The 21,270-nt window shown below is 63.5% G+C and carries 20 protein-coding genes; 5 read left to right on the forward strand and 15 right to left on the reverse strand.

The window, feature by feature from the left end:
* Window positions 1-182: 182 nt before the first annotated feature.
* From BPHYT_RS04430 to BPHYT_RS04465, 8 genes are all read right to left on the reverse strand, one after another.
* A complete protein-coding gene (locus BPHYT_RS04430) occupies window positions 183-917 on the reverse strand; it encodes an ABC transporter ATP-binding protein (protein ID WP_012431963.1) in 735 nt (244 codons plus the stop codon).
* Between the two features lie 29 nt (window positions 918-946).
* A complete protein-coding gene (locus tag BPHYT_RS04435) occupies window positions 947-2,887 on the reverse strand; it encodes a branched-chain amino acid ABC transporter ATP-binding protein/permease (RefSeq protein WP_012431964.1) in 1,941 nt (646 codons plus the stop codon).
* An 8-nt stretch (window positions 2,888-2,895) separates the two neighbouring features.
* The gene (locus tag BPHYT_RS04440) at window positions 2,896-3,771 is read right to left on the reverse strand and encodes a branched-chain amino acid ABC transporter permease (protein ID WP_012431965.1); all 876 of its coding nucleotides are present in this window, start codon (window positions 3,769-3,771) and stop codon (window positions 2,896-2,898) included.
* Between the two features lie 108 nt (window positions 3,772-3,879).
* Window positions 3,880-5,097 carry an ABC transporter substrate-binding protein gene (locus tag BPHYT_RS04445; RefSeq protein ID WP_012431966.1) on the reverse strand — a complete coding sequence of 406 codons (1,218 nt, stop codon included), beginning with the start codon at window positions 5,095-5,097 and terminating at the stop codon, window positions 3,880-3,882.
* Window positions 5,098-5,321: 224 nt separating this feature from the next.
* The gene (gene galE, locus BPHYT_RS04450) at window positions 5,322-6,344 is read right to left on the reverse strand and encodes a UDP-glucose 4-epimerase GalE (RefSeq protein WP_012431967.1); all 1,023 of its coding nucleotides are present in this window, start codon (window positions 6,342-6,344) and stop codon (window positions 5,322-5,324) included.
* A 12-nt stretch (window positions 6,345-6,356) separates the two neighbouring features.
* On the reverse strand, window positions 6,357-7,505 hold the full coding sequence (locus tag BPHYT_RS04455; RefSeq protein ID WP_012431968.1) for a glycosyltransferase family 4 protein: 1,149 nt from the start codon (window positions 7,503-7,505) through the stop codon (window positions 6,357-6,359).
* A 39-nt stretch (window positions 7,506-7,544) separates the two neighbouring features.
* Entirely contained in the window at window positions 7,545-8,375 is an 831-nt protein-coding gene (locus BPHYT_RS04460; RefSeq protein WP_012431969.1) for a glycosyltransferase, read from the reverse strand.
* Window positions 8,372-9,634: an oligosaccharide flippase family protein gene (locus tag BPHYT_RS04465; RefSeq protein ID WP_012431970.1), complete on the reverse strand. Its 1,263-nt coding sequence runs from the start codon at window positions 9,632-9,634 to the stop codon at window positions 8,372-8,374. The genes BPHYT_RS04460 and BPHYT_RS04465 overlap by 4 nt, the downstream gene beginning before the upstream one ends.
* 301 nt (window positions 9,635-9,935) lie before the next feature.
* On the opposite strand from BPHYT_RS04465, the gene BPHYT_RS04470 reads away from it, so the two are divergent.
* From BPHYT_RS04470 to BPHYT_RS04490, 5 genes are all read left to right on the forward strand, one after another.
* A complete protein-coding gene (locus BPHYT_RS04470) occupies window positions 9,936-11,330 on the forward strand; it encodes a phosphomannomutase/phosphoglucomutase (protein ID WP_012431971.1) in 1,395 nt (464 codons plus the stop codon).
* A 213-nt stretch (window positions 11,331-11,543) separates the two neighbouring features.
* Window positions 11,544-12,545: a lipopolysaccharide heptosyltransferase I gene (gene waaC / locus BPHYT_RS04475; protein ID WP_012431972.1), complete on the forward strand. Its 1,002-nt coding sequence runs from the start codon at window positions 11,544-11,546 to the stop codon at window positions 12,543-12,545.
* Window positions 12,546-12,594: 49 nt separating this feature from the next.
* On the forward strand, window positions 12,595-13,479 hold the full coding sequence (locus BPHYT_RS04480; protein ID WP_012431973.1) for a Kdo hydroxylase family protein: 885 nt from the start codon (window positions 12,595-12,597) through the stop codon (window positions 13,477-13,479).
* 67 nt (window positions 13,480-13,546) lie between these two features.
* Window positions 13,547-14,863: a lipid IV(A) 3-deoxy-D-manno-octulosonic acid transferase gene (gene waaA / locus BPHYT_RS04485; RefSeq protein WP_012431974.1), complete on the forward strand. Its 1,317-nt coding sequence runs from the start codon at window positions 13,547-13,549 to the stop codon at window positions 14,861-14,863.
* A gap of 111 nt (window positions 14,864-14,974) precedes the next feature.
* Window positions 14,975-15,685 carry a Fic family protein gene (locus BPHYT_RS04490; protein WP_012431975.1) on the forward strand — a complete coding sequence of 237 codons (711 nt, stop codon included), beginning with the start codon at window positions 14,975-14,977 and terminating at the stop codon, window positions 15,683-15,685.
* Window positions 15,686-15,689: 4 nt separating this feature from the next.
* Here BPHYT_RS04490 and ureG read toward each other — a convergent pair whose 3' ends face one another.
* The 7 genes from ureG to BPHYT_RS04525 all read right to left on the reverse strand — a co-directional run bounded on the left by ureG (window position 15,690) and on the right by BPHYT_RS04525 (window position 21,075).
* Complete coding sequence (gene ureG / locus BPHYT_RS04495; protein WP_012431976.1) at window positions 15,690-16,343, reverse strand: urease accessory protein UreG; 654 nt, start codon at window positions 16,341-16,343, stop codon at window positions 15,690-15,692.
* 11 nt (window positions 16,344-16,354) lie between these two features.
* On the reverse strand, window positions 16,355-17,035 hold the full coding sequence (locus BPHYT_RS04500) for an urease accessory protein UreF (protein WP_012431977.1): 681 nt from the start codon (window positions 17,033-17,035) through the stop codon (window positions 16,355-16,357).
* Window positions 17,022-17,705, reverse strand: coding sequence for an urease accessory protein UreE (ureE, locus tag BPHYT_RS04505; RefSeq protein ID WP_012431978.1), 684 nt, complete (start codon window positions 17,703-17,705; stop codon window positions 17,022-17,024). Before ureE ends, BPHYT_RS04500 begins: the two co-directional genes overlap by 14 nt.
* Window positions 17,706-17,707: 2 nt before the next feature.
* On the reverse strand, window positions 17,708-19,414 hold the full coding sequence (gene ureC, locus BPHYT_RS04510; protein ID WP_012431979.1) for an urease subunit alpha: 1,707 nt from the start codon (window positions 19,412-19,414) through the stop codon (window positions 17,708-17,710).
* A gap of 58 nt (window positions 19,415-19,472) precedes the next feature.
* On the reverse strand, window positions 19,473-19,778 hold the full coding sequence (locus BPHYT_RS04515) for an urease subunit beta (protein ID WP_012431980.1): 306 nt from the start codon (window positions 19,776-19,778) through the stop codon (window positions 19,473-19,475).
* Between the two features lie 15 nt (window positions 19,779-19,793).
* Complete coding sequence (ureA, locus tag BPHYT_RS04520; protein WP_012431981.1) at window positions 19,794-20,096, reverse strand: urease subunit gamma; 303 nt, start codon at window positions 20,094-20,096, stop codon at window positions 19,794-19,796.
* A gap of 175 nt (window positions 20,097-20,271) precedes the next feature.
* A complete protein-coding gene (locus tag BPHYT_RS04525) occupies window positions 20,272-21,075 on the reverse strand; it encodes a transporter substrate-binding domain-containing protein (protein WP_012431982.1) in 804 nt (267 codons plus the stop codon).
* Window positions 21,076-21,270 lie beyond the last annotated feature (195 nt).

The raw sequence follows: 21,270 nt of genomic DNA on the forward strand, positions 1-21,270 counted from the left end.
GTTTCCCGGAGTTGAGCCAAACGTGTAGCGAGAGTTGCGCTGGCTTTAGTGTGCCGGCTAGCCCGCGAGACGAGTGTTCGATCTCGCACGCAACGCGCCAGATCTGTCATCTGGCTTGCGCAGTCGAGAGAGGAGGTTGAGTGTGATTCGCACGGTTCGTGCGTCAGGCAAGTTGGTGCGCCTCAGTGGCTCGCCCCAAGGTACGCCGCCTTCACCGAGGGATCGTTGCGCAATTCCGTCGCGGGGCCGTGCGCCGCAATTCTGCCGTTCTCCAGTACGTAGCCATAATCGGCCACATTGAGTGCCGCGGCGGCGAACTGTTCGACCAGCAACATGGTGACGCCCTGACTCTTCAGATTGCCGATGATTCGGAAAACCTCTTCGACCAGAATGGGCGCGAGTCCCATCGACGGTTCGTCGAGCAAGACCAGATCCGGGTTCATCATGATCGCGCGCGCCATCGCCAGCATCTGTTGCTCGCCGCCGGAAAGCGTGCCGGCCAGTTGATGGCGTCGTTCCTTGAGCCGCGGAAACATCTCGATAGCCCGCTCCAGATCGGCCTTCACATCTCCGCGCGGCCGCGCCGAAGTCAGGCGCGGGAACGCGCCGAGTATCAGGTTGTCGGTCACGCTCATGGTCGCGAACACGCGCCGGCCTTCCGGCGAATGCGCAAGCCCGAGCCGCGCGATGCGATGTGAGTCCAGCGCGTCGATGCGCTTTGCGTCGGTGCCGACGCCCATCGTAATCTCACCGGCACTCGGCCGGATCATGCCGGAGATCGCGCGCATGGTCGTTGTTTTGCCCGCGCCGTTGGAGCCGATCAGCGTGACCACAGACGCCTTCGGCACATCGATTGAAATGCCGTGCAGCACTTTCACTTTGCCGTAGCCCGCATGCAGATTTCTGATCGATAACATGTCTGTTCCTGTAAGCGCGCTGGCTCGCTTCACGCCGCTTGATCGGCAGGCTGGCCGCCGAGATAGGCTTCGATGACTTTTTCGTTAGACTGAATATCAGCAGGCTTGCCCTCAGCGATCTTCTGCCCGAAGTCCAGCACCGAAACGCGGTCGCACACGCTCATCACCACGTCCATGTGATGCTCGATGAGCACGACGGTAATGCCGTGATCGCGCACTTTGCGAATGATCGCGACCAGTTCTTTGATATCCGGCGCGGTGAGCCCCGCAGCGGGTTCGTCGAGCAACAGCAATTGCGGATCGAGCGCGAGTGCCCGCGCGATTTCGAGCAGACGCTGTTTGCCGTAGGGCAGGTTGCGTGCTTCCTCGGCGGCGACATTGTCGAGGCCGACGAACCGCAGCATGCCGAACGCGCGCTCACGCGCGGCGCGTTCCTCACGCCGATAGCGTGACGACATCAGACCGACATCCGCGAGATTCGCGTTGAACGTGTGATGCAGGCCGACCAGCACATTCTCGAGCGCGGTCATCTCGCCGAACAACTGCACGTTCTGGAAAGTGCGCGCGATTCCAGACAGCGCGATCTGTGCGGAGGTCTTGCCCGCGAGCGACGCGCCCCGATACTCGAGCGTGCCCGCGGTCGGCACATAGATGCCGGTGAGCACATTCATCATCGTGCTTTTTCCGGATCCGTTCGGGCCGATGAGTCCGTGGATCGTGCCGCGCTGCACGGTCAGATCGACGTCGTTGAGCGCCTTCAGTCCGCTGAACTGCATCAGGATGCCGCGCAACTGCAGGATGTCTTCCGTGCCGCCCGCGTGTACCGCCTGAACCGCATCGCCACCGCTCGTGGCCGGTTGCGTGGCGTCGACGGTAACCGTGCGGACCCGCCCATGCATCACGATCTTGCGCACAAAGCCGACCACGCCGTCCTGCAGGTAATACACCACCAGCAGAATCATCAGCCCGAAGATCGTCAAACGCCAGTCGGCGAGCGTCTCTATCCGGTAGGAAAACGCGGCAAGACCTGCCGTGCCCAAAACCGGAATCGCGACCTTGCGCGGCGTGGACACTTTGCGCGCCAGCGCGACGCCCGCGCCGATCACGACGACCGCTGCCAGCACCGAGGCGACGGTGCGGAACATGTCGATATCGTCGAGCAGTTTGGGCAGCAGCACGATGATCGCCGAGCCGAGCAATGCGCCAGTGCGGGTCTTGCGGCCGCCCATGATGATCGCGAGCAGGAACAGAATGGTGAGTTCGAAATTATAGGTATTCGGCGAGATGTACTGCTCCGAATACGAATAGAGGCAGCCGGCCAGGCCGGCAAACCCGGCGCTGATCACGAACGCATAGACCTTGTAGCGGTACACCGAGACACCCATGCAGTCCGACGCGATCGGACTGTCGCGCAGCGCCTCGAATGCGCGGCCCAGATGCGATCGGAGCACGCGGTGCACGACGATCAGCGAGGCGACCAGCAGCGCCGCGACGAGCCAGTAGTACTCGACTTCGTTCATCGGCCGGCCGGCGAGCGAAGGCTTCGGGATCTTCACGCCCATCGGCCCGTTGGTCAGAAAATCCATCTCGTTGATGAGAATCTGCAGGATCGTGCCGAACGCCAGCGTCACCATCGCGAGGTAAGGACCGGACACGCGCAGCGCCGGCAGCGCGAGAATCGCGCCGAAGGCGGCGGTGATGAGAATCGCCAGTGGCGCGGTGACGATGAACGGCATGCCGAGCTTGAAGAACAACACGCCGGCCGTATAAGCGCCGACGCCGAACAGGCCGGCGTGCCCAAGCGACACCTGCCCTGTATAACCGACCACGATGTCGAGACCGAACAGCAGGATCGCGTAGATCATGATCGTTTCGAGCAGGTGGATGTAGTACGGGTTGCCCGACAACACGGGAAACACCGCGAGCGCGATCAGCGCCAGTGCGGACGCAACGAGCTTCTTCGGATTCACGGCGGCCCTCACACTTTCTTGATCGACGTCTTGCCGAACAGGCCGGCGGGTTTCAATGCGAGCACGATCAGCAGCAGTACGAGCCCGGGCACGTCCTTATAGCCGGTGGAAATGTAGAAGCCGGTCGTGGTCTCGGCGATGCCGAGAATCACGCCGCCCACCACGATGCCCAGCCCGCTCGACAGCCCGCCGATGATCGCCACCGCGAACGCCTTGAGTCCGAGCACGGCGCCCATCGTGGCGCCGGTGAGCGTGAGCGGCGCGATCAGCACGCCGGCAAAAGCCGCGGTCAGAGACGACAATGCGTACGAAAACGTGATGACGAGGCCGGTATTGATGCCCATCAACGCCGCGGCGTCGCGGTCGTTCGCGGTGGCGACCACGGCCTTGCCGAAGATCGTCTTCCGATTGAAGAACTCGACCGCCAGCATCATCACCAATGCGCCGCCGACCACCAGCAATTCCATCGGCAGCACATTGGCGCCGAATACTTTTAGCGGAGCTTCCGGAAGCGGGGAGGGGAAGCGCAGATCGTCGCGGCCCCAGAGGTTCTCCGCGACGTTCTTGAAGATGATGCCGAGCGCGATCGTCGACATGATCCAGCCGAATTCGGATTTGATCCTGATCGCGGGCCGCACGCCGATCCGTTCGACAAACGCGCCTTGCAGCAGACCGAATACGCAGACGAGCGGAATCATCAGCCAGTAATTGACGCCGAGCGTGACGAGCGTGAGGCCGACCAGCGCGCCGAGCATCAGCGCATCGCCCTGACCGAAGTTGAGCGTGCCCGACGTGGCGAACGTGAGCTGATAGCCGAATGCGATCACGGCGTAGATCATGCCGAGTGCAATGCCGCTATAGATGAGCTGCAGAAGAATGGCCATCGCCGACCGCCTTGAAGTTCACCGGATATGAAGCAAAGCCGCGCCCGCCGCGAGGCGGGTACGGCTTTCGTAGCATGCTGCCGCGCTTGGTTCGCGCTTACCTCACGCTCAGTTCGCCGAGCTCGCCTGCTTGCTGCGCAACTGGCTGCCGCCTTTCTTGTCGGCTTCGTACGCGTAGACCACGCGGCCGCCCTTGACCTCGCCGACCACCGGCACGTTCGGGCTGATGGCTTCGTGGTCGTCGTGCGTGAAGGGTTTGTCGTAGACCATCACGACGCCTTCCACCTTGGTGTTGAGGTTTTCGAGCGCGGCGCGCACTTTCGGGCCGTCGGTCGAGCCAGCCTGGGTGATCGCGGCGGCCAGCAGATAGACCGAGTCGTAACCTTGCGCGGCGGACACCGGCGAGTCGATGCGGTTGTTCTTCGGCTTGAATTCCTTCAGGTACGCGTCGATAAAGGTTTTGCGCTTCGGCGTGTTGGCTTCCTGAATGAAGGTCTGCGGCATGCGCGCGCCTTCGCCGTTGGTGCTGGCGTTGTCGATATAGTTCGCCATCGACAGGGTCCAACTGCCGATCAGCGGCACTTTCCAGCCGAGCTTGGCCATGCCGTTGGCGATCTGCGCGAGTTCCGGTCCGATCCCGTACGTCAGCACCGCTTCCGCGCCGGCCTCTTTGGCCTTGAGCAGCTGCGCGGTCATGTCGACGTCCTTGATATTGAATTTCTCGACGGCGACGGGTTTCACACCTTTGGCGGCGAGCGCTTTCTCGAGGTCTTCGCGGCCGAGCTGACCGTAGTTGGTCGAGTCGGCGAGAATCGCGACCTTCTTGAAGCCACGTTTGGTCACGGCTTCTTCGACGATCATCGGCGCCTGGATGCGATCCGCGGCGGCATTGCGGAACACGTAGTTATCCGGCTGATCGGTGAACTGCTTCGTCACGATGCTGCCTGTGGCGACGTTGTTGAACACGGGAATCTTCGCTTCCTGGAAGAAGCGTTGCGAAGCGAGTGCGACGCCGGTGTTGATGTAGCCGACCACCGCGACGACCTTTTCCTTGTTGATCAGCTCTTGCGCGATCTGCACGCCGCGTTCGTTCTTCGCTTCGTCGTCGCGTTCCACCAGCACGATCTGGCGGCCCAGCACGCCGCCGGCTTTATTGATCTCGGCGGTCGCGAGGCGCACGCCGTCGCGCATGCTGACGCCCATCGAAGACGAGCCACCGGTGAACGGTCCGTCGACGCCGATCTTGATCGGATCCGCCGCGTAGCTGACATTGGCGAGGGCACAAAGGGCGAGCGCACCCACAACGCTTTTCAAGCGAATTCCCATAGCTGTCTCCGTAGCATGTCTTTTCTTGCATGAAGCCGCGATGCGGGCTCATGCGCGCCGATTCACACGTTCTTAGGAAGCCTGACCGTCAATCGGTAAGTCAGTATAGAAATCGTAAAGTATTAGTAATATTCGGAATTACCCGTGTGGTGCAATCCCGCAGTCGACGGCGGCGGAACCCCTGCCTGGCGGCTCCTTCGCGCCACCGTCGACTTTCAGTCAGCTCAGGCGAAACCTTGCGGGTTCGTCGATTGCCAGCGCCAGTGATCCGCGCACATCCGCTCGATGCCGAACTGCGCGCGCCAGCCGATGATCTTCTCGGCCGCGGCCGGATCGGCGAAACACGACGCCACGTCGCCGGGGCGGCGCGCGACGATTTCATACGGCACCGGCCGGCCGGCGGCTTTCTCGAATGCCTTGACCACATCGATCACGCTATAGCCCTGACCCGTGCCGAGGTTCACGACGAAACTCGCGTCGCGCTTGACCAGCGCGTCGAGCGCGGCCAGATGTCCGCGCGCCAGATCGACGACGTGGATATAGTCACGCACGCCGGTGCCGTCGGGCGTCTCGTAGTCGCCGCCGAACACGCGCAGCTTCTCGAGCTTGCCGACCGCCACCTGCGCGACATACGGCATCAGGTTGTTCGGAATGCCGGCGGGATCTTCGCCGATCAGACCGCTCTCGTGTGCGCCGACCGGATTGAAGTAACGCAGCGTGGCAATGCGCCACGACGGATCGGCCAGTTCCAGGTCGCGCAGCACCTGCTCGGCGATCAGCTTGGACTGGCCGTAGGGGTTGGTCGCCGACAGCGGGAACGACTCGTCGATCGGCGAGCTCTTCGGCACGCCGTAGACGGTGGCCGATGAGCTGAACACGAACTGCTTGACGTTACGGTCGCGCATCACGCCAAGCAAGGTCAGCAGGCTGCCGACGTTATTGCTGTAGTACTCGATCGGCTTGGCCACCGACTCGCCCACCGCCTTCAACGCGGCAAAGTGAATCGCGCCCGTGATCGGATGCGCGTCGAAAATACGGTTGAGCGCCGCCTCGTCGCGCGCATCGGCTTCGTAGAAGGTCACCGCCTTGCCGGTGATCTTTTCCACGCGCCGCAGCGATTCGCGGTTGCTGTTCACGAGATTGTCGATTACCACGACGTCGTAACCGCCGTTCAGCAGTTCGACACAGGTGTGCGAGCCGATAAAACCCGCGCCGCCCGTTACCAGAATCGTGCCCTTCGTGGTCATGCTGTTGCTCCGTTAAAGTAAAACGCCCGTCATTTTCTGCACCAGGTCCTTATACGTTTCGACGACCACGCGCTCGTCGAATTCTTCCGCGACTTTCTTCCGGCCGCGTTCAGCCATGGCCCGCCGTTCCGCGCCGCTCATATCGAGCATGCGCGCCAGCGCGGCCGCAAGGCTTTCTGCATTGCGCACTTCGCACAGCAATCCGTTGACGCCGTCCGCCACCACCTCGCGGCAGCCGGGCACGTCGGTGGCGACGATCGGCCGGCCTATCGCCGAGGCTTCCATCAGCGTGCGCGGCACGCCTTCGCGATACGACGGCAGGACCACGCAATCCGCCTCGGCGATCAAAGGCCGCACGTCGTGCGCCTCGCCAAGATACTCGATGATGCCTTCCTGTTCCCACGCCGCCACTTCTTCGCGGGTGATCGCGCTGGGATTGTCGACGCCCACCGGACCGAGCAACTGGAACCGTGCGTGCGGGTAACGTTCACGCAAACGCCGCGCGGCTTCGACATATTCGCCCACGCCCTTGTCCCACAACAGGCGCCCGATCAGGACGAAGCGGTAATCGGTTCGCTCGGGCAACGGCATGAAGGCGAACTGCACGAGGTCGACGCCTTCGCCATGCAACAACCGCGCACGCTCAGGATGCACCAACAAATTCTGTTCGACAAACGCAGCTTGATCGTCGCGGTTCAAAAACCATATTTCGCGCGGGAAACGGAACGCGAAGCGATACAGTTTCTTGGCCACCTGAGCGGCGCGGCTATGCTGGATGAACACATAGCCCAATCCCGTTGTGACCGCAACCGACTGCACACCCGCCAGCTTCGCGGCGATCGAGCCATAGATATTCGGCTTGATCGTGTAGTGGAATACCACGTGCGGGCGGATCGACCGGTAGTGCCGGTAGAGCGCGTACAGCGTGCGCAGGTCGTCGCGTGGACTGGTGCTTTTCGAGGCGACCGGCAAGTCGATGCAGCGGCAACCCATGGCGGTGAGCAGTTCGAACGTGCGGTCGCGCGGCGCAACGATCGTCACATCGACGCCGCGTCCGACCAGCATACGGATCAGCCCTTGCCGATAGGTATAGATTGCCCAGGCGGTGTTACAGACGAGTGTAATGCGCAACGCGGGCGTCGACTTCAAGGCAGGCTTCATGCGGGAACGAGCTCGGCGGTGAATGGGGCGATGAATGATTTAATGGCTCGCGCGCGGCGAGAGCAGGCTGCGTTTGATCCTCTGCAGTGCGCTGTAGGGCGTCACCAGATGCAGCAGATTTTTGGCGAGACCCAGCCAATCGTACAGATTGGCGGCGTCGAAGTAGCGCAGTTGCAGCCGCAACGTCGAACTCACCTGACGGCGCCGTTTGGTCGCACTGATGCCGCCTTCGTTCAGTTCGTAGTAGAGCCCGAGTTCCGGCAGGTTCGCGCAGTCGTAGCGCTCCATCAGACGCACGAACAGATCGAGATCTTCGGCGGAGCGATACTCGGCGCGGTAGTTGCCGACCGCGCGCACGGCGTCGATGCGCAGCATCATCGAAGGATGCGCAAGGCATGAGCGGAAGAAGCGCAGGCGGCGGATCGCGGTCGGTTCGGCGGGCGGCGTCAGCATGAAGAGCGGCTTGCCTTCGCGTGTGACGACCTGCGTCCACATGCCGAGGCCGGCCACGCGCGGATGCAGCTCCATGAACACGCGTTGTCTGGCGAGCCGCTGCGGCACGCTGCGGTCGCCCGCATCGATGCGCGCCGCATAGCGGAAGCCGCGCTGCGCAAGCGCGTCGATGCCGGTCTGAAGCGCGCGTTCGATCCCGCCGTTGCGCGCCATGCGCAGCACTTCGATCTTCATATTGGCGATGGCCGGTGCGACGATCGGCGGCGTGCTGCCGTCGTCCACGATCAGCACGTGTACCAGCGCGTTTTCACTGAACGAGGCAAGCGTGAGGTCGAGATCGGCTTGGCCGTTGTACGCGGGAATCAGCACCGCGACGTCGTCGAGGGTCATTTGCGCGGTGGCGGGTAAGTTCGTCATGGGCGCAATTTGAAACGAATGTAATAAAGATTAACCAACGCGGCCGCCAGATAGCCTGCTGCGAGACCGACAAGCGCGCCATATGCGCCAAGCCGCGGAATGGCCAGCAGATTGACGACGAACGCGACAGCCAGCGCCAGCAGCCATTTCGCGAGCAACACGAACTTGGCTTGATACTTCAACACGATCAGATTGCCGATCGCCTCGATGCCGGCGGGTACCGACAACCACACGGCCCAGCGGAAGATATCGATCGCGCCTTCGAACTGCGGCCCGAACACGCGGCGGATGATCAGCCCCGCGAGCAGATCCAGCACGATCGCGCCGCTCACCATGAGCGCGGCGGTCATGGCGGTGAGCCGCCACATATTGCGGCGCAACTGGGCGGCCTCCTGCACGCGATAGACGAAGGCGGGCGCAATGGTCTGCGCGAGCATCAGCGCGAGCGTGATCCAGTTTTCGTTCAACTGCTGGGCGGCGGAATAGCGCCCGAGATCGGCGAAGGAAATCGTCCGTTCGAGCATCAGCCGGTCCAGTTTCAGGAACAGATACATACAGATGAGGCCGAGCCAGAACACCGTGCCGGCGCTCGCAAAATGCTTGAACAGAGAACGATCCAGATGCCAGCCGAGCTTGCCGCCGTGCCGGCGTATGTAATAGATCAGCAGGACCGCGCCGATCGCCGCCGATTCGAGCGCCCACAGCCAGCCGAAGCGCGCGGGCGCGGCCGCCGCGCGCACCAGCAGATAGACAAGAGCGGCCTTCAGCACCGCGGTGCTCATGCTGGTGAGCAGCTGCGGCTTGCTATGGGTCATGCTTTGCAGCCACGCGTTGATCACGCCGACGAACGGTTCCCGAAACAGCATGGTCACGGCGAGGCCGGCGAGCATGGCGCCGACCAGCGGATCGAAGAAATGCAAGGCGATGCCGAGCCAGGTCAGCAGCAAAGCGGCCACCGACACGGCGATGCGCAACGCGAAGGCGCTGCCGAGCACGGTGCCGAGTTGCGCCGGCGGCCGGTTGACGATGGTGGGCACCAGAATCTCCGCGCCGCACACCCAGGTAATGGGCGAGAGCACCAGCAGCAGCGTGTTCGCGTATTGCCATTTGCCGAACGTGTCCGGCCCGAAGTAGCGCGCCAGCACGCCGCTGATCACGATCGCCACGCCGATCTGCGTGAGCCGCTCCAGCCCGAGCCAGACGATATTCGTAAAGGCGCGCGTGACGTCTGGATTGGCGAAGCGTTTGAGCGTCAGCATCCGCTGGCCGCTCGCCGGTCCGCTTGCGCTGGGCGTGCCGACCATGCCTGCGGCACCGCGAGCACGCGCGGCACGCATGATCCGAGTGGCACAGTGCGCGCCTTTGCCCAACCCGCCGACTGTCGCGGCAACTTTACATTTGGAGGGCGTCTAAGCATTAGAATGGTGCTATAAGGCTGGTCCGAAAGGCGCAATTATAAGTTGGAACCGGATCGCTTCCGGCAAGGGCGCATCGCTGTGTTTTACCGATTCATCGGCGGTGCGCCGGTCAAAATTCTCCATTGCACGCAAGTGAGCCAACATGATCTCCAAATCTATTTTCAAGGCGTATGACATTCGCGGTGTAATCGGCAAGACGCTCGACGCCGATGCAGCGCGTTCGATCGGCCGCGCGTTCGGCAGCGAAGTGCGGGCCCAAGGCGGCGACGCCGTGGTGGTCGCGCGTGACGGCCGCCTGTCGGGTCCCGAGCTGGTCCAGGCTTTGTCGGACGGTCTGCGTGAAGCCGGCGTCGACGTGGTCAACGTGGGCATGGTGCCCACCCCGGTCGGCTACTTCGCGGCCAGCGTGCCCTTGCAGCTCGACGGCGGCGAGCGCCGCGTCGATTCGTGCATCGTCGTGACGGGTAGTCATAATCCGCCGGACTATAACGGCTTCAAGATGGTCCTGCGCGGCGCGGCGATTTACGGCGAGCAGATTCTCGCGCTGCATCAGCGCATCGTCGACGAGAACTTCTCCACAGGCAGCGGCACGTACACCGAGTACGACATCGCCGACGCCTATCTCGAACGCATCACGAGCGACATCAAGCTCGCGCGTCCCATCAAGATCGTGGTCGACACCGGCAACGGCGTGGCCGGTGGTCTCGCGCCCAAGTTGTTCAAGAAGCTCGGCTGCGAACTGGTCGAACTGTTCACCGAGATCGACGGCAACTTCCCGAATCATCACCCGGACCCGGCTCACCCGGAAAACCTGCAGGACGTGATCCGCGCGCTGAAGGAAACGGACGCTGAAATCGGCTTCGCGTTCGACGGCGACGGCGACCGCCTGGGCGTGGTCACCAAAGACGGCGAGATCATTTATCCGGACCGTCAGCTCATGCTGTTCGCCGAAGAAGTGCTGTCGCGCAACAAGGGCGCGCAGATCATTTACGACGTGAAGTGCACGCGTAACCTCGCCAAGTGGGTGAAGGACAAGGGCGGCGAGCCGCTCATGTGGAAGACCGGCCACTCGCTCGTCAAGGCGAAGCTGCGTGAAACCGGCGCGCCGCTGGCAGGCGAAATGAGCGGCCACGTGTTCTTCAAGGACCGCTGGTACGGTTTCGACGACGGCCTGTACACCGGAGCGCGCCTGCTCGAAATCCTCACGCGTGTGGAAGACCCGAGCAAGCTGCTGAACTCGCTGCCGAACTCGAACTCCACGCCGGAACTGCAACTGAAGCTCGAGGAAGGCGAAAACTTCGAACTGATCGCGCGCCTCCAGCAAAACGCGAAGTTCACCGGCGCGGACGACGTGGTGAAGATCGACGGCCTGCGCGTCGAGTATCCAGACGGCTTCGGTCTCGCGCGGTCGTCGAACACCACGCCGGTCGTGGTGATGCGTTTCGAAGCCGATAACGACGCGGCGCTCAAGCGCATCCAGGAAGACTTCCGCCGCGTGATCATGGCGGAAAAGCCTGACGCAAAGCTGCCGTTCTAAACGCATGAGCGGCGCCGCGGTTCTTTTCGAACCGCGGTGGCCGTCGAACGCGGCGCGGGTTTTTCTGACCGCGCCGCGTTTTTTCATGCGGTCTGCATGCAACGCGCTAGAATTGCCGTCCTCATGAGAAACGGCTGAGCGTTTCAGGTTTTTCTCATGCCCCTTAGGGCTCTCTCAACGCATCTTCGGGCCGGATAGCCGGTTTTCCCACTCTTGAGCGTGAAAAAGATACTGATCGTGAGGGTGTCGTCGTTGGGCGACGTCGTTCACAACATGCCGGTGATCGCCGATATCCGACGCCGTCATCCCGAGGCCCAGATTGACTGGCTCGTCGAAGAAAGCTTCGTGGGGCTCGTGCAACTAGTGACCGGCGTGCACCGGGCGATTCCAGTGTCGCTGCGGCGCTGGCGCAAGCGCATTCTGTCGGTCGCGAACTGGCGCGAGATCGGCGCATTTCGCCGCGCGCTCGCCGCCGAACACTACGACCTCGTGATCGACTGCCAGGGGCTCATCAAGACCGCGTGGGTCGCGAGCATGGCGCGCGGCACGCTGGTCGGTCTCGCGAACCGCACCGACGGCGCGGGCTTCGAATGGCCGGTGCGCTTCTTCTACGACAAGCGCGTGCCGATCGAACCGCGCACCCATGTGGTCGAGCGCACGCGCCAACTGGTGGCCGCGGCGCTGAACGACCCGCCGCCGCAGCCCACCGACGACATCGACTTCGGCATCGACACCGGGCGCGCGGCGCTGGCTTTGTCGGAGGCGAATCTGAACCTGCCGGTGCCGTACGTCGTGTTCGTGCACGCCACCTCGCGCGCCGACAAGCAGTGGCCCGACACCGCGTGGATCGAGCTGGGGCAGTCGCTGGTGCGGCGCGGTGCGTCGATCGTGCTGCCGTGGGGCAGCGAAGAGGAGCGCGCGACCAGCGAGCGTCTGGCGAAAGAGTTCGGCGCGGCCGCCATCGTGCCGCCCAGGCTCTCGTTGCCCGCGGTGGTCGGCCTGATAGAAGGCGCAGCCGCGACCGTGGGTGTCGACACAGGTCTGGTTCACATCGCCGCGGCGCTGAAGCGGCCGACGGTCGAGTTGTACAATTTCGCCACTGCGTGGCGCACGGGCGGCTACTGGTCGCCGAACGTCGTCAATCTCGGTACGGCCGGACAGCCGCCCACGCTGCAACAGGTGAAGTCGGCACTCGCGGGCTTCGGCCTGCTATGACACGTCCGGGGCGCTTCGCCTTGCGCTCCAACCGTTTTCAAGGGCGACCATGAACGAAACCCAGATCATCGAAGTAGCGAACGCCGACTGGCACGGACGCAATCTGTCCGTGCCGCGCGAGACGCTGCTTGCCGGCGTCGAACGCGGCAAAGTGCTGTATTTCCCGAATCTGCGCTTCGCGATCGAAGGCGGCGAACAGGCGCTGCTCGACCCCGCGCTCGCCGACCCGAGCCGCAAGAACATCAGCCTCGAACCCAATGGCGGCGCGCTGCACGGTGTGGCCGGCGACGCCGTCACGCAATCGGCGGTGCGCGCGTTGATCGCGCGTTATCAGACCAATGCGCGCACGCTGGTCGACGGGCTTTTTCCCGAATACAACGGCAGATTGCGCGTGGCGCCGACGAGCCTGCGGCTGCATCAGGTGGAAACGCGCGAGACCTCATGGCGCAAAGACGATAGCCGTCTGCACGTGGACGCCTTTCCTTCGCGGCCGAACTACGGCGAGCGCATTCTGCGCGTGTTCACCAACGTCAATCCGCAAGGCGTGCCGCGTGTGTGGCGCGTGGGCGAACCATTCGAGGACATGGCCAAACGTTTCCTGCCGCGCATCAAGCCGCAGATGCCGGGCGCGGCGTGGCTGCTGAACCTGCTGCACGTGACCAAATCGCCGCGCAGCGAGTACGACCATTTGATGCTGCATTTGCACGACGGCATGAAGGCCGACCTCGACTATCAGAAGTCGAGCCCGCAGGAGACCATGCCGTTTCCGCCCGGCAGCGTCTGGGTGTGTTTCTCGGATCAGACTTCGCACGCGGTGATGTCCGGCCAGTTCATGCTGGAGCAGACCTTTTTCCTGCCGGTCAAGGCGATGGCGCAGCCGGAATGCGCGCCGCTCGGAATTCTCGAGCGCCTGAAGGGCAGGGCTCTCGTTTGAGCGCCGCGATCCATTTGGCGGTTTCGCTCGACGCGTCGGCTCGTCGCTTCAGGCAGGCGGAGTGCCGATGCTGAGGGCGATCTATCACGCGCTCTGGTGGATCATCGCGCCGCTGGCGGTGTTGCGTCTGTTGATCCGCTCGCGCAAGGAACGCGGCTATCGCGAGCATATCGGCGAGCGCTTCGGTTATTCGCGCGGCCGGTTGCCCGAAGACGATGCGCCGCTGATCTGGGTGCACGCGGTGTCGGTGGGCGAGACGCGCGCCGCGCAACCGCTGATCGATGCGCTGATGAAGGCGCGTCCCGACGCGCGCATTCTGTTGACGCACATGACGCCGAGCGGACGTGCCACCGGCGAGCAGATTTTCGGCGACCGGGTCTTGCGCAGTTATCTGCCGTACGACATGCCGCACGCCGTGCGGCGGTTTTTGCGGGCATGGCGGCCGTCGCTTGGTCTGGTGATGGAAACCGAAGTGTGGCCGACGCTGATCGACGAGTGCCGTGGCGCGGACGTGCCGCTGGTGCTGACCAATGCGCGGATGTCGGCGCGCTCGTATAAGCGCGCGGCGAAGTTCGGCAGCGCGACCAAGGACGTGTTCGGCGGCTTTGCGCGCGTGCTGGCGCAGAGTCCGTCTGATGCCGAGCGGCTGACCGCGCTTGGCGCGCGCAACGTAGCCGTGCTCGGCAATCTGAAATTCGACATGAGCACGCCGCCGGAATTGGTGGCGCGCGGGCACGCGTGGCGCGCGGCAATCGGCGCGCGTCCGGTGTGGGTCGCGGCGAGCACGCGCGAGGGTGAAGAGGAACTGGTGCTGCAGGCGTTCGCGGCGCTCGGCATCGACAACGCGTTGCTGATTCTGGTGCCGCGTCATCCGCAACGGTTCAATGAGGTGGCGGGGCTGGTGGAGAAGGCCGGGCTGCGGCTCGCGCGACGCTCGGTGTGGGCGCCGGATGCCAAGGTGGCGTCGGCGGCGGCCGCTGGCGGGGGTGTGACGGCTTTGCCTTCAGACGTGAACGTGCTGTTGGGCGATTCGATGGGCGAACTGGGCGCTTACTATGCCGCTTCGGATCTGGCGTTCATCGGCGGTAGTTTGTTGCCGTTGGGCGGGCAGAATCTGATCGAGGCGTGCGCGGTCGGTGTGCCCGTGCTGATCGGTCCGCATGTGTTCAACTTCACGCAGGCCACCGCGGATGCCGTGGCGGCGGGCGCCGCGGTGCAGGTGAAGGATCCGGCCGATCTGGGGCGCGCGTTGCGTGAACTGTTTGGCGACAAGGCTCGCCGGCTGGCTATGGGCGGCGCGGCCTCGGCATTCGCCGCGCGCCATCGCGGCGCGACGGCGCGGACCGTGGATGTGTTGATGGCGTTGTTGCCGGAGGAGGGGTGAGGGCGGGGTGCGGAAGCGGTGCTGCCGCTCAGCTTTGTGCGTTCATTGCTGATACGTTGCGCGAGGTTTGACATTCCGGCATCGCGCATTCCTTCGCTTTCACCAACTGCAATGACGCTTTTCACCGACCTCGGTTTCAAATGGGATCGCGCCGCGATTTTACGAGACATCCCGACCCATTCAATTCGACGGGTGTGCTTCCGTTTTCATCGAATGCTGCCGGAATTCGTGTGGGATGCGAGCGCTCTCGAAGGGAATCCCTTCATGTTCACCGAGGTGAAGACACTGCTTGACGGTGTAGCTGTCGGCGGTCGGAGAATATCCGATCAGAACCAGGTTCTGAACCTGATTGAGACTTCGAAGTATTTGCTCGCGATTGTGCAGAACGGGCGATTCGCGCTGGACAAGGCGACGTACTGCGCGTTACACGGGCCGATTGCGCGTCAGGCAGTCCATGAGCGGGGTGTCTTTCAAGAAGAAGGTAAGACGCGATACGCCCCGCTGCCAACCCTGCCGGGAGCCCCTGAACTCAACCGCCTCTTTGCTGCAGGCACGCGCGCGCTGACCGATCAGGTCTCCAATGCCTTCGAACGGGGTTGTGCTTTTTTCCTCTTCGGCGCATTGCAGCAGTTCTTCTTCGACGGCAACAAACGTACGTCGCGCTTCATGATGAACGGAGTGCTGATGGCGAACGGTATCGACGCGATCAGCGTCCCCGCTCAGCGTGCGGCCGACTTCAACGAAAAGATGGTGCGTTTTTATTTGTCGAAGGACGGCACCGAGATGATGGCATTCCTGCTGGAATGCCATCCGGGCGAATGAAGCCTCAAACCTTCAACAACCCCTTCTCCTCAATAAACCTCACCACCACCTCCAACCCGTCGAGCGCTTTCAGATTGCACATCACGAAGGGCCGCTCGCCGCGCATCTTTTTCGCGTCCGACGCCATCACGTCGAGATTCGCGCCGACCATCGGCGCGAGGTCCGTCTTGTTGATCACCAGCAGATCCGACTTCGTAATGCCCGGGCCACCTTTACGCGGAATCTTCTCGCCGCCCGCCACGTCGATCACGTAGATCGTCAAATCCGAAAGTTCCGGACTGAACGTCGCCGCGAGGTTGTCGCCGCCCGATTCGATGAACACGATATCCGCATCGGGAAAACGCGTCAGCATGCGGTCGACGGCTTCGAGGTTGATCGAGGCGTCCTCGCGAATCGCCGTGTGCGGACAGCCGCCCGTCTCGACGCCCATGATCCGTTCGGCCGGCAACGCGCCCGCTACCGTCAGCAGGCGCTGATCTTCTTTCGTATAGATGTCGTTGGTGATGGCGACGAGGTCGTACTGTTCGCGCATTGCCTTGCAGAGCATTTCGAGCAGCGTGGTCTTGCCCGAGCCGACCGGGCCGCCGACGCCCACGCGCAGCGGCGGCAGTTTTTTCGTGCGGACGGAGGAATGAGCGGGCTGATGAGGTGCGTTCATGATGGTTCGTTTTATGAGCGAAAGAGCCGCGAATACTGCGACTCGTGACGCGCCGAGAGAATGCCGAGTTGCGGCGCGAAGGTGTTGATGTTGTCGGGCGACGTGGCCATGGCGCGCGTGACGGCCGCATCGATCGGCTCGCGCAGGGCGACAATGATGCGTTGACCGGCAAGCTGTCCCAACGGCACGGCCTTCAAAGCGGCGGCCGCCTGGTTTTCCACCCAGCTGAAGGCGTAGGCGGCGAGGGCGGCGTCGACGGCGGCGTCGTGCGCGTAGGCGGCGAAGGCAAACGCCGTGGGCTGAGCGAGCGGCGTCAGCGAGGCGAGCGTCGTGCGCCGCTCGGCATCGCCCCATTCGAGCGACACGCACAACTGCCGCAACGACCAGCCCATCTGCTCCGTCTCGCGGCGCAATTCCGCGGATTCGCGGCTCGCCAGGAATTCGCTGTTGGCGTGCGCGAGCGCCGACGCGTCATGCGTGCGCCAGCGTTCCATCTGATGCGCGAGGAACGGCAACTCGCCGCGCGCGAGCACGTCGGTCAAGCCGCTGGCGATCCAGTCGCGGGCGGAGTCGGCGTCGGTGATCAGTTGCGCCTCGATGGCGGCTTCCAGACCTTGCGAGTAGCTGAATGCGCCAATCGGCAGCGCCGGCGACGCAAGATGCAGCAGCGCCGTCAGTTCAGCGATGCGCATGATGATGGTGATGCCCGTGGCCGCACGATTCGTCGTGGACGTGATCGCCGTGGTCGTGATCGTGCGCATGCTCATGGCCGTGGTCATGAGCGTGCGAATGCGAATGACCCTGTGCCGCGTGGTTATGCTCATGGTCGTGACCATGCTCATGTCCATGATGCTCGCCGAACACCTGCTGTGCGAGCGCGTAGTCCTCGGCGAAGGTTTCGTCATGACCATGCTTGTGGCCACCGCCATACGCGCCGGATTCCGGCTGGAACGGCATCGAAACCTGATCGACGCTCGCGCCGATGCGCTTGAGCATATCGGCCAGCACCGGATCGAATTCGAGCTTCAGATAATCGGCGCCGACTTCCACCGGCGTGTGTCGATTGCCGAGGTGATACGCGGCGCGAGTCAAAGTCAATGCGTCTTTCGCGCGAACATAGAGGACTGTTTCCGGCGCGGCGACGACCCGCACGAGACCGCCGTCGTCGGCGACCAATACATCGCCGTCGCGCAGCACCGTGCCGCGCGGCAACAGCAGCGCGACTTCTTCGCCGCTGTCGAGCGTGGCCGCGAGCCGGCTCTTGCGGCGGTCGTCGAACGCCAGTGTCAGCGTCGGCGCGCGCTTGACCAGCACGGGCGCGAGCTTCAGATGCGGCGCGATAAGTTTGTCGATGGTGCGCATGTCTAGAACAGAAAGTAGCGTTGCGCCATCGGCAGCACGGTGGCCGGTTCGCAGGTCAGCAACTGACCGTCGGCAATCACCTGATAGGTTTCCGGATCGACACTGATCGCCGGGCGCCACGCGTTGTGGATCATGTCTGCCTTCGAAATGTTACGGCAGTTCCTGACCGCCACGATACGCTTGTTCAGGCCGTAGCGTTCGCCGACGCCCGCATCGGCGGCGATCTGCGAGACGAAGGTCAGCGACGTGCGTCCCAGGGCGCCGCCGCGCGTCGCGAACATCTCACGATAGTGCACCGGCTGCGGCGTCGGAATCGACGCGTTGGGGTCGCCCATCTGCGCCATGGCGATCATGCCGCCCTTGAGGATCAGCGACGGTTTGATGCCGAAAAACGCCGGCTCCCAGAACACCAGGTCGGCCCACTTGCCCGGCTCGATCGAGCCGACTTCGTGCGCGATGCCGTGCGTGATCGCCGGGTTGATCGTGTACTTGGCAACGTAGCGCTTCGCACGGAAGTTGTCGTGGCGCGCGTTGTCTTCAGGCAGCGCGCCGCGTTGCACCTTCATCTTGTGCGCGGTCTGCCAGGTGCGGATGATCACTTCGCCGACGCGGCCCATGGCCTGCGAATCCGACGACAGCATCGACAGCGCGCCGAGATCGTGCAGGATGTCTTCGGCGGCAATGGTCTCGCGGCGAATGCGCGACTCGGCGAACGCGATGTCTTCCGCGATCGACGGGTCGAGGTGATGGCACACCATCAGCATGTCGAGATGCTCTTCGAGCGTGTTGACGGTGTACGGACGCGTCGGATTGGTCGAGGAGGGCAGCACGTTCGCTTCGCCGCAGACCTTGATGATGTCGGGTGCGTGGCCGCCGCCCGCGCCTTCCGTGTGATACGTGTGAATCGTGCGGCCCTTGAACGCGGCCACGGTCGCTTCCACGAAGCCGGCTTCGTTCAGCGTGTCCGTGTGAATCGCGACCTGCGTGTCGGTATCGTCGGCGACTGAGAGGCAGTTGTCGATCGCGGCCGGCGTCGTGCCCCAGTCCTCATGCAGCTTCAAACCGATCGCGCCCGCGGCGATCTGCTCCAGCGCCGGCTGCGGCAGGCTCACATTGCCCTTGCCGAGAAAGCCGAGATTCATCGGATAACCGTCGGCCGCTTGCAGCATGCGTTCGAGATGCCACGGCCCCGGCGTGCACGTCGTCGCGTTCGTGCCGGTCGCCGGACCGGTGCCGCCGCCGAGCATCGTGGTCACGCCGCTGGCAAGCGCCTCTTCGATCTGCTGCGGGCTGATGAAGTGAATATGCGTGTCGATGCCGCCCGCCGTCACGATCAGGCCTTCGCCCGCGATCACTTCGGTGGAGGCGCCAATCGCGATCGTCACGTTCGGCTGGATGTCGGGGTTGCCCGCTTTGCCGATCGCGGCGATGCGGCCGTCCTTGATGCCGATGTCGGCCTTGACGATGCCCCAGTGATCGAGAATCACGGCGTTCGTCACGACGGTATCGACCACCTCGGCATGCACGCGTTGTGACTGGCCCATGCCGTCGCGAATCACTTTGCCGCCGCCGAATTTCACTTCTTCGCCGTAGGTGGTGAAGTCGCGCTCGACTTCGATCAGCAGTTCGGTGTCGGCGAGGCGCACGCGGTCGCCGCTGGTGGGGCCGAACATTTCCGCGTATGCGCGGCGGCCAATGCGTAAGGTCATGGTGTGGGTCCGGAAATGAACAGGGCGATCTGGGTTCGTGCCAAGCGTGGAGGAGGCCTCACAGCTTGCCCATCACCTTGCCGTTGAAGCCGTAGACGATGCGCTCGCCCGCCAGTTCGACCAGTTCGACGGTGCGCTCCTGGCCGGGCTCGAAACGCACGGCGGTGCCCGCCGCGATGTTCAGCCGGAAGCCGCGCGCGGCTTCGCGGTCGAACGCGAGCGCTTCGTTCACTTCGTAGAAGTGGTAATGCGAGCCGATCTGCACCGGACGGTCGCCGGTATTCGACACGACCACCGTGACGGTGGCGCGGCCGGCATTCAGTTCGTGTTCGCCGTCGTCGATGAGGAGTTCGCCGGGAATCATCTGGGGCAGCCTTGATCAGGGAATCGGGTGATGAACGGTGACGAGCTTGGTGCCGTCGGGGAACGTGGCTTCGACCTGGATGTCGGGGATCATTTCCGGCACGCCTTCCATGACGTCGTTGCGGGTGAGCAGCGTGGTGCCGTAGTGCATCACTTCGGCGACGGTCTTGCCGTCGCGGGCCGCTTCCATCAGCGCGGCGGTGATGAAGGCGATCGCTTCCGGATAGTTCAGTTTGAGGCCGCGCGCGCGGCGCCGTTCGGCAAGCAGCGCGGCGGTGAAGATCAGCAGCTTGTCCTTCTCGCGAGGTGTCAGCTTCATCGAATGAGTGCGTAGGGTTGTGACGTTCGTTGCGGCGATCCCGGGCGGGACCGGCCGCGACAATGATAGGCGCTGCGTGTCATGGCCGGGATCGCGTGCGCCGCACGGGATGCGTCCATGACGAGTGCAATGCCGGATAAGCCGATCACGGTATCAAGTTCGGCTAACGGCGCGCTTACAGATCGGCCGGCAGCGGCGCGCTGAACCACTTCTTCGACATCGTGTTGAGCGTGCCGTCCTGCTTCGCCTGCGCGATGGCGGCGTTCACTTTCTGCTGCAGGCGTGGCTCGTTCTTGTTCATACCGACGAAGCACGGCGAATTCTTGATGACGAATTTCGGCTCCGGGCGGCGCGGCGGATTCTTCGCGAGGATCGCGGCCGCGACGATGTTGCCCGCCGCGATCAGCTGCACCTGGCCCGACAGAAACGCGGCGATGGTCGCGTTGTTGTCCTCGAAGCGCTTGATGGTCGCGTTCGGCGCCATTTGCGTGAGACCGATTTCCTCGAGTGCGCCGCGGGTTGCGCCGACCGTTTTGCCGGTCAGATCGGCCGGGCCGCTCACCTTGATGTCGGCGGGACCGAACACGCCCTGGTAGTACGGCGCGTAGGCGGTCGAGAAGTCGATCACCTTCTCGCGATCCGGCGTCTTGCCGAGCGACGAGATCACCAGGTCCACCTTGCCCGTTTGCAGATACGGAATGCGGTTGGCGCTGTTGACCGGCACGAGTTCGAGCTTCACGTTCATCGACTTCGCGAGCAGGGCGGCGGTGTCGATGTCGTAGCCCTGCGGCTTCATGTCCGCGCCGACCGAACCGAACGGCGGATAGTCTTCCGGCACGGCGACCTTGAGGACGCCGGCTTTGGCGATGTTATCGAGCGTATCCGCGTGAGCGGCGGGCGCATTGACGGCGAGGACGGGCGAGAGCAACAGTGCGGCGAGCCAGGCGCGACGCGCGGGGCGAAGAATCGATCGAGTCATGTTCTGTGAGCGGTGGTGGCGACGGGCCGGTCGGCTGCCGTCAGGACGCGGCAGCATCGTGGGCGGTGTCGATGCAAGGTATGTGCCATGACGGTGCAGCGTGGCCTGACGGCACGCCTCGAAGAGCGATGCACTCAGTTGAGGCGTCGAGATGCGCCGGATTGGTGCGCGTCTTGTCTTACGACGGTGAAAGGC

It is taken from the genome of Paraburkholderia phytofirmans PsJN, from assembly GCF_000020125.1.
In the GTDB taxonomy this organism is placed as follows: domain Bacteria; phylum Pseudomonadota; class Gammaproteobacteria; order Burkholderiales; family Burkholderiaceae; genus Paraburkholderia; species Paraburkholderia phytofirmans.